General features: G+C 53.0%; 1 rRNA gene. It reads right to left on the bottom strand.

What is annotated here, in order from left to right:
- Positions 1-14: 14 nt before the first annotated feature.
- Positions 15-2,730, bottom strand: a 23S ribosomal RNA gene (locus ACAX43_RS32860); the annotation flags it as partial.

The following is a 2,730-nucleotide window of genomic DNA, read 5'->3' as shown; positions in this document are numbered from 1 at the left end:
CACACACCTGTTATAGGATCAAGCCTTACGGGCAATTAGTATCAGTTAGCTTAACGCATTACTGCGCTTCCACACCTGACCTATCAACGTCCTGGTCTTGAACGACCCTTCAAGGGGCTCGAAGCCCCGGGGATATCTCATCTTAAGGCGAGTTTCCCGCTTAGATGCTTTCAGCGGTTATCTCTTCCGAACATAGCTACCCGGCGATGCCACTGGCGTGACAACCGGTACACCAGAGGTTCGTCCACTCCGGTCCTCTCGTACTAGGAGCAGCCCCCTTCAAATATCCAGCGCCCACGGCAGATAGGGACCAAACTGTCTCACGACGTTTTAAACCCAGCTCACGTACCTCTTTAAATGGCGAACAGCCATACCCTTGGGACCGGCTACAGCCCCAGGATGAGATGAGCCGACATCGAGGTGCCAAACACCGCCGTCGATATGAACTCTTGGGCGGTATCAGCCTGTTATCCCCAGAGTACCTTTTATCCGTTGAGCGATGGCCCTTCCATACAGAACCACCGGATCACTATGACCTGCTTTCGCACCTGCTCGACTTGTCGGTCTCGCAGTTAAGCACGCTTATGCCATTGCACTATCAGCACGATTTCCGACCGTACCTAGCGTACCTTCGTACTCCTCCGTTACACTTTGGGAGGAGACCGCCCCAGTCAAACTGCCTACCATGCACTGTCCCCGACCCGGATAACGGGCCAAGGTTAGAACCTCAAACAAACCAGGGTGGTATTTCAAGGGCGGCTCCACGCAGACTGGCGTCCACGCTTCAAAGCCTCCCACCTATCCTACACAGACCGGTTCAAAGTCCAATGCAAAGCTACAGTAAAGGTTCATGGGGTCTTTCCGTCTAGCCGCGGGGAGATTGCATCATCACAAACACTTCAACTTCGCTGAGTCTCGGGAGGAGACAGTGTGGCCATCGTTACGCCATTCGTGCAGGTCGGAACTTACCCGACAAGGAATTTCGCTACCTTAGGACCGTTATAGTTACGGCCGCCGTTTACCGGGACTTCAATCAAGAGCTTGCACCCCATCATTTAATCTTCCGGCACCGGGCAGGCGTCACACCCTATACGTCCACTTTCGTGTTTGCAGAGTGCTGTGTTTTTATTAAACAGTCGCAGCCACCAGTTTATTGCAACCCCTTCACCCTTCTGGCGCAGGCCAGTCAGGCTACAGGGGCGTACCTTATCCCGAAGTTACGGTACCAATTTGCCGAGTTCCTTCTCCCGAGTTCTCTCAAGCGCCTTAGAATACTCATCTCGCCCACCTGTGTCGGTTTGCGGTACGGTCACTGTTGAACTGAAGCTTAGAGGCTTTTCCTGGAACCACTTCCGATTGCTTCTTCACCGAAGTGAATGGCCTCGCACCCTTGAATTCCGCGCCCGGATTTGCCAAAGCGCCTTCTCCAATGCAAGGACCGGGACTTCCAACACCCGGACAACCTTCCGCGATCCGTCCCCCCATCGCATTCAACACTGGTGCAGGAATATTGACCTGCTTCCCATCAGCTACGCATTTCTGCCTCGCCTTAGGGGCCGACTCACCCTACGCCGATGAACGTTGCGTAGGAAACCTTGGGCTTACGGCGAGGGGGCCTTTCACCCCCTTTATCGCTACTCATGTCAGCATTCGCACTTCCGATACCTCCAGCGCACTTTTCAATGCACCTTCGCAGGCTTACGGAACGCTCTCCTACCATGCACATAAATGTGCATCCGCAGCTTCGGTATATTGCTTAGCCCCGTTACATCTTCCGCGCAGGACGACTCGATCAGTGAGCTATTACGCTTTCTTTAAAGGATGGCTGCTTCTAAGCCAACCTCCTGACTGTTTTAGCCTTCCCACTTCGTTTCCCACTTAGCAATATTTGGGGACCTTAGCTGGCGGTCTGGGTTGTTTCCCTCTTGACACCGGACGTTAGCACCCGATGTCTGTCTCCCGTGATTGCACTCTTCGGTATTCGGAGTTTGCTATGGCGTAGTAATCCGCAATGGACCCCACAACCATGACAGTGCTCTACCCCCGAAGGTGATACACGAGGCACTACCTAAATAGTTTTCGGAGAGAACCAGCTATTTCCAGGTTTGTTTAGCCTTTCACCCCTATCCACAGCTCATCCCCTAACTTTTCAACGTTAGTGGGTTCGGACCTCCAGTACGTGTTACCGCACCTTCATCCTGGCCATGGATAGATCACCTGGTTTCGGGTCTACACCCAGCGACTGAATCGCCCTGTTCGGACTCGCTTTCGCTACGCCTGCCCTAATCGGTTAAGCTTGCCACTGAATGTAAGTCGCTGACCCATTATACAAAAGGTACGCAGTCACCCCTTCGCAGAGGCTCCTACTGTTTGTATGCATGCGGTTTCAGGATCTGTTTCACTCCCCTCCCGGGGTTCTTTTCGCCTTTCCCTCACGGTACTGGTTCACTATCGGTCGATCACGAGTATTTAGCCTTGGAGGATGGTCCCCCCATCTTCAGACAGGATTTCACGTGTCCCGCCCTACTTCTCGTACACCCAGTTCTTCCTCGCTGTTTTCGTCTACAGGGCTATCACCTGCTATGGCGGCACTTTCCAGAGCCTTCGACTAACAATGAAGATAAAGAGTACAGGCTGCTCCCATTTCGCTCGCCACTACTCTGGGAATCTCGGTTGATTTCTTTTCCTGCGGTTACTTAGATGTTTCAGTTCACCGCGTTCGCTTCACGT

Source organism: Paraburkholderia sp. IW21 (assembly GCF_041321145.1).
In the GTDB taxonomy this organism is placed as follows: Bacteria; Pseudomonadota; Gammaproteobacteria; order Burkholderiales; family Burkholderiaceae; genus Paraburkholderia.
The sequence above is the reverse complement of the archived record's forward strand: the minus strand, read 5'-3'. Positions and strand labels throughout refer to the sequence as shown.